Genomic DNA, 6,415 nt, shown 5'->3' with positions numbered 1-6,415 from the left:
CGTACGCCACCAAAATCCTCCGCCGCAGATCGTCGGAAAAGGCTCGTGCCATCAGCTGTATTCGCAGAGACCGCCAGCACCAGCAGCTTACGTCCAAACACTCATTCGCGGGTATATCTACTCGGGAACCGCTCTAAGGAACACGTTCGCGCCTGGAGGCCCGAAAAGCCAGTTCCATAGCGGCATAGCAGGGCTGAGATTGCAATGGTCAGGTCTGCGGAGTTTAGCCGTTGGCCTTATCAGCACTAACGGCAGTTGCGTAACTCACCAAGATTGCTGGGACGGACGTCCGGGAAGACCCACATTTGCCAAACCCCGGCAAATGTGGGGCACCCTCGAGTTCTAGTCTCCGGAGGCGGCGCGTGCCAGTTCGGCGGAAGCCGCGGCCCCTCCTGGTTCTTGGATGGATGCAACCGGCTGCGGCAGCACGGCGCTCTTCATCCGAGGCAGTTTGATATCCCACGCCAGGCCGAGCATGCGCAGCACCGAAATTCCGTACCAGTTCAAATCGAACTCATACCAGGCTAACCCGTGGCGCGCCGATTGCGGGTGTGCGTGATGGTTGTTGTGCCAGCCTTCACCCCAGGTGATCATAGCGATCCAGAAGTTATTGGTGGAATCGTCGCCGGTCTGAAAACGCTGCGAGCCCCACATGTGCGTGGCTGAATTGACGAAATAGGTGGCGTGCGAGCCGACGGTTACGTGCAGGAAAATCCCCCACAGCAGGCACGACCATCCTACCGCCCATCCAAACGTCAGGCCGCCGACCACGAGCACAGCGCCCGCCAGCGTGACCAGCGGCACCCAATGCCACTTGCTGATCCAGAGGTGAAACCGGTCTTTGCGCAGGTCGGGGACGTAAGGCAGCAGCTCGGTGGTTCGGTTGTGATTAGCCTGTCCGGTGATGATCCATCCCATGTGCGCCCAGAATCCGCCATCGTGGGGAGAATGGGGGTCGCCTTCCTGGTCGGAGTTCTGATGATGCAGGCGATGCGTTGCCACCCAGCCGATCGGTCCGCCTTGCAGGCATAGCGTCGCGCAGACGGTGAGGAAATACTCCACCCACTTCGGGCACTTGTAGCCGCGATGCGTGAGCAGGCGGTGGTAGCCCATGCCGATGCCGAGACTCCCCGACACCCACCACAGAAGCAGAAACAGCGCCAGCCCCTTCCAGGTGAAGAAAAAGAACGCGGCAATGGCGCCGACGTGACAAAGGCCAAGAAAGAATGCGATCGTCCAGTTCAGCGGCTGGGTAAATGTGCGGTCACGCGCGACCATTCTCATGAAAGTGGAATTCTCCTAGTCGCCGGATGTGACCGGAAGCAGCTCTTCGTGAATCGCCGGAGTTACAGCGGCGATGTGCTCAGCGGTCGCTTGCGGCGGCGCGCCGGTCATAAATCGCGGCAGCTTGATGTCCCACGCCAACCCGAGCATGCGCAGGGCGCAAATCCCGTACCAGTTGACGTCGAACTCATACCATGCCAGCCCGTGACGGGCCGATTGCGCGTGTGCGTGATGGTTGTTGTGCCAGCCTTCGCCGAAGGTCAGCATGGCGACCCAGAAGCTGTTACGCGAGGTGTCGCCGGTGAGAAATCTCTGGCGCCCCCACATGTGCGTCGCCGAGTTCACCAGCCATGTGGCGTGCAGGCCCATCGTGGTGCGGAAGAAAATTCCCCACAGCAGGCAGCTCACGCCACCCACGGCGAGAACGATCACTCCGAGAACGACCATCGGCACCCAGTGCCACTTGCTGATCCAGGCATGGAATTTGTCTTTGCGCAGATCGGGGACGTAGGGCAGGTTGGCATCGGAGTTGTTATGGATGGCTCGGCCGGTGATGATCCAGCCCATGTGCGCCCAGAAGCCGCCGTCGCGCGGCGAGTGCGGATCGCCGTCCTGGTCCGAGTTCTGATGATGGACGCGGTGGGTAGCCACCCAGAACATGGGTCCGCCTTCCAGCGCCAGCGCCCCGCAAGTGGTCAGGAAATACTCCACCCACTTCGGGCACTTGTAGCCGCGATGCGTGAGCAGACGGTGGTAGCCCATCCCGATTCCCAGGCTTCCTGTCATCCACCACAACACCGCCGCCACCGCCAGTCCTTTCCAGGTGAACATGAACAGCGCGGCAATTGCGCCGACGTGGAATGCCGCCATGAAGAAGGTGGTCAGCAGACTAATCGGCTCACGAAACGTTCGATCACGCGTGCGGATACCCATCAATGCCATCCCCTGCATTGAAGGTATCAAGCGGCGAGGCATGGGTTTGTAATACTTGTGTAATACCTCGATCGGCGAGTGGCCAGCCGTTGACTCAGTCGTCCGCGTAGCTCTGCTCTGGGATGGGCCCATGCGTTGCAGATGCCTTGCGTGCTTTGCGCGTCACCTCGGTCTGCCCTACTTCGTCCAGGGCGAGATGTTTTGTCTCCGGAGAGAACAGGAGACTCGCGAAAGCCATGACCGAGCCCGCGGTCAACACCACGGCGGGCGACAGCCACATATCCTGCTTCTCAATCGCACTGATGAAGGGGATCTTGTGCGCCCACCAGACGTACACCCCGAACCACGCCCCGATCAATGCGCCCGAAGAGTACCCGAAACCCACCCCGGACGCCCGCGACCCGGTCGGGAATCGTTCGCACAGGTACGCGGGCACGATTCCCCATGCGAGTTTCAGCAGACCCGCCATGGTGGTTCCGATGATGGCCATCCAGAGGTTCCGGCGAACCGCAGCATGATACAGAACGAAGTAAACGGGGATTCCGAACAGGATGAGAAACGCGCAGTACCACTGCGTGAGAATCTTTCTTCCCGTCTTGTCGGACAGCCAGCCATAAAGGTTATAGCCGAGGAAAGCGATGAACAGCGCGAAGCCGTAAATCAGGCTGTAGGTGGTGGTGTCAAAGCCCCGCCCGCCGAGCGTCAGGACGTTGGGGAGGAAACCATAGACCGCGTAATCGGTAAGGAACAGGCCGGTCATAAAGACGAAGACCTGAAGGAAAGTCCACAGCGCCGGAGGCTTGAACAGGTTGAGGAAGGGCGCTTTCTCAATGGATCCATTGCGCTTGGCTTTTTGAAATTCCGGAGACTCATGCAGGTTTCGCCGCAGATAAAGTGCCAGGAAAACCGGCACTACGCCGGTGGCGAACGCAATCCGCCACCCGTACTGCAGCATCGCAGGTTTAGACAGGAGCCAAGACGTCGCGGCGAACACCAGCGAGGCCAGGACATATCCCATCGGGAACCCCGACTGCACGAAGCCGCCAATGGCGCCGCGGCGACCGTCAGGAGCATGCTCGATGGCGAAGGTGTGCCCGACGGCGTACTCGCCGCCGAAGAAGCATCCCATCACGAAACGGAGCACGCAAAAAAGAACGTAGGCCCAGACGCCCAGTTGTGCGTAGGTGGGCAGAAAGGCCGCTACAAACGACATCACGCCCACGCCTCCGATAGTCAGGATCAGGAGCCGCTTGCGCCCTACCTTGTCGGCGCAGTGCCCGAAGATGGCGGCGCCGACCGGCCTGGCGGCCATGGTAATGGAATACGTAAACACGATGGTGATGTACTGCCAGGCTGCATTCCCCGTCGACGAGGCGAAGATCTTCACCAGGATGGGCGCCATAATCAGCACCATTGCCATGTCGTAGGCGTCTAGTCCGAACCCGAGAAACTGAGACATCATCGCCTGCTTGGTTTCTCGCGACAGCTGACCTTTATTGACCTGAATTGCAGCGGCCCCTGTGCCCATTTCACACTCTCCTAACGGTTGTTGTTTGCCGGAAATGATGGTGTGAAAACCTTTGCACAGTGAGATGTGCAGGCCGCCTTCCAACTCTCCGGTGGGGGCTAACTACTTGTGGTTGTTAATGATGAGCGTACTGAGCCGAAATCAGCCGCCGCCGACCGTCGACGAAATATTGGCAGGTGCCGAAATGAGGGCAGAAGGCGCTCCTCGGACGGCGGAACCAACGCTATCATTATGGCTGCGACTCGCGTCACACTTCCGACTGCGGCAGATCACAGCCGTTGCACCGGGGCCGGACGTAATGTCGTGAGTGGACCCGGCTGCGCCGGGTCAAGAATCACCATGGCCGTCTCCACCACAGAACCGCGTGCCACCGTATCGGCTGACTCCGATGAGCGCCACCTGGAAGCTCTGGTTGAGGTGTTTGAGTGCATCAGCCTGCATGGTGATCTCCAACAGTTGCTGCACGAAATCGCGTCTCGGCTCCGCCCTCTGGTTGCATTCGACGTCATGTACGTCAGCCTGTACGACGCGCTGCACAACGTAATGCGCGTCAGCGTCGTGGAGGCAAGCATTCCCGTCGCCCTGCCGGTCCACCTGCAAGTTCCGCTGGACGAATCGGCCGCCGGATTCTCCTGGAAGACGCAACAGCCGCTCTTCGTGAATGACTTGCGAAACGAGCCTCGGTTCCCCGAAGTGGCGCGGATCATGTACGAGAGCAACGTTCGCCGTTTATGCGTGTTGCCGCTCACCACGGTGCACCGCAGGCTGGGGGCGATTGCCTTCTGCCGGGTGCAGGAGGTGGAGTACGCCGAGGCGGAAGTCCGCTTGCTGGAGAAGGCGACGGCGGAAATCGCCCTTGCGGTCGATAACTCCCTCCATCATCAAGAGGTGGTCAGATACGAGAAGCAACTTCAAGATGAGCGGGATCGTACTCGCCGGCTGTTAGATTTCACCAACACGCTGGTCAACAACCTTGGCCTGGAAGAGCTCTTTTCTGCGATTTCGGCCGGCCTGCGGAACATCGTTCACCACGATTATGCGTCCCTGGTCTTTCCGGCGCTGGGAACCAACGAACTGACGATCTATGCGGTCGATTTTCCGCACGGCAAGGGACTGGTCCGTGCCAATTTGAGTTTTAACAAGAAGGGTTCCCTTGCCGAACGGGTGTTCGCGACCGGGAAGTCTGTGTTCACCAATCTGCTGCAGGTGGAAGATTTTCCGGCAGAGCCAACTCATCTGTTGCTCGCAGAGGGATTGAAATCCGCCTGCTGTTTGCCGCTGGTGAATCGCGAACGTTCGATTGGAGCGCTGACTCTGGCATCCGTTCGCCCAGCCGCGTTCAGCCTCACCGATGCGGCTCTGCTGGGCCAGATTGCCAACCAGGTGGCCATTGCCCTTGACAACGCCCTGGCGTTCCGTGAGATCGCCGAACTCAAGGACAGGCTGACGGAAGAGAAGCTGTACCTGCAGGATGAGATCCGCACCGAGTTCAACTTCGATGAAATCATCGGGCAGAACCAGGAAATCAAGGCACTTCTCAGGCAGGTAGAGACGGTCGGCCCCACCGACGCTCCGGTGCTCATTCTCGGTGAAACTGGAACCGGAAAGGAGTTGGTTGCCCGGGCCATCCACCGGCTCAGCCGGCGTCAAGACCGCGCCTTCGTCAAGATCAATTGCGCCGCCATCCCGACCGGGCTTCTCGAGAGTGAATTGTTTGGACACGAAAAAGGCGCGTTTACCGGCGCCATCGCCCGCAAGGTAGGCCGATTGGAGTTGGCTCACCTCGGGACGATCTTCCTCGACGAGATCGGCGACATTTCACCGGAACTTCAGCCCAAGCTCCTGCGCGTCCTGCAGGAGAGTGAGTTTGAAAGGCTGGGCAGCAATACCACGATTCATGTCGATGTGCGGCTGATCGCGGCCACCAACCGCAACCTGGGGCAGATGGTAACCGACAACCAGTTTCGCAGCGATCTCTACTACCGCCTCCGCGTTTTTCCCATTCTCGTTCCGCCGCTGCGGGAGAGGAAAGACGATATTCCGCTGCTGGTTCGTTTCTTTGTTGAGAAGTACTCGCGCCGCATGGCTAAGGCCATCAAGAAAATTCCAGCGGATGCAATGGCGGCGCTGGTCAATTGGCGCTGGCCCGGCAATATTCGAGAGATGGAGAACTTTATCGAGCGTTGCCTCATTCTCTCGCCCGGTCCGGTGCTGAACGTTCCCGTCGATGAACTGAAGGAACCCGGTGAAGTCGCTCCCGTTGCAAGTGCGACCCTGGAATCGGCGGAGCGGGAGTGTATCCTCGGAGCGCTGCGGGGCGCCGGCGGCGTGATCTCCGGCGCCAACGGGGCTGCTGCTAAGTTGGGCCTCAAGCGGACGACTCTGCAGGCGAAGATGAAGAAGCTCGGAATCACCCGCTCGCAACTCGGCTCCGAACCGCGCTCGAAGCCCTAGGGAACCTCTGATCAAGTCACCTTCTTTGAAAGGGACGACCTTCAGGCCGTCCGTAAATGCCGCACAACGAACACGGCTTTAGACCATTTTCAAAGATAGTGTAGACTACAGATGGCGATTCTCTGCTCATCGGCATGGCGGGAGCATATTCCAACGATTTGCGACGGAAGTTTTTGCAGGCCTATGAGAAGGGAAAGGGAACGTTACAGGAGCTGG

4 protein-coding genes are annotated in these 6,415 nt (G+C 59.4%); 1 reads left to right on the top strand and 3 read right to left on the bottom strand.

The features are described from left to right. Positions 1-342: 342 nt before the first annotated feature. From LAN64_20280 to LAN64_20270, 3 genes are all read right to left on the bottom strand, one after another. Complete coding sequence (locus LAN64_20280; GenBank protein MBZ5570164.1) at positions 343-1,284, bottom strand: fatty acid desaturase; 942 nt, start codon at positions 1,282-1,284, stop codon at positions 343-345. Between the two features lie 15 nt (positions 1,285-1,299). Beyond that, a complete protein-coding gene (locus tag LAN64_20275) occupies positions 1,300-2,217 on the bottom strand; it encodes a fatty acid desaturase (protein ID MBZ5570163.1) in 918 nt (305 codons plus the stop codon). A gap of 94 nt (positions 2,218-2,311) precedes the next feature. Next, on the bottom strand, positions 2,312-3,676 hold the full coding sequence (locus LAN64_20270; GenBank protein MBZ5570162.1) for an MFS transporter: 1,365 nt from the start codon (positions 3,674-3,676) through the stop codon (positions 2,312-2,314). A 408-nt stretch (positions 3,677-4,084) separates the two neighbouring features. Here LAN64_20270 and LAN64_20265 point away from each other — a divergent pair, with 408 nt between their 5' ends. Continuing rightward, the gene (locus LAN64_20265; protein ID MBZ5570161.1) at positions 4,085-6,199 is read left to right on the top strand and encodes a sigma 54-interacting transcriptional regulator; all 2,115 of its coding nucleotides are present in this window, start codon (positions 4,085-4,087) and stop codon (positions 6,197-6,199) included. The last annotated feature ends 216 nt before the right edge of the window (positions 6,200-6,415 follow it).

It is taken from the genome of Terriglobia bacterium, assembly GCA_020073185.1.
In the GTDB taxonomy this organism is placed as follows: domain Bacteria; phylum Acidobacteriota; class Terriglobia; order Terriglobales; family Acidobacteriaceae; genus JAIQGF01.
The sequence above is the reverse complement of the archived record's forward strand: the minus strand, read 5'-3'. Positions and strand labels throughout refer to the sequence as shown.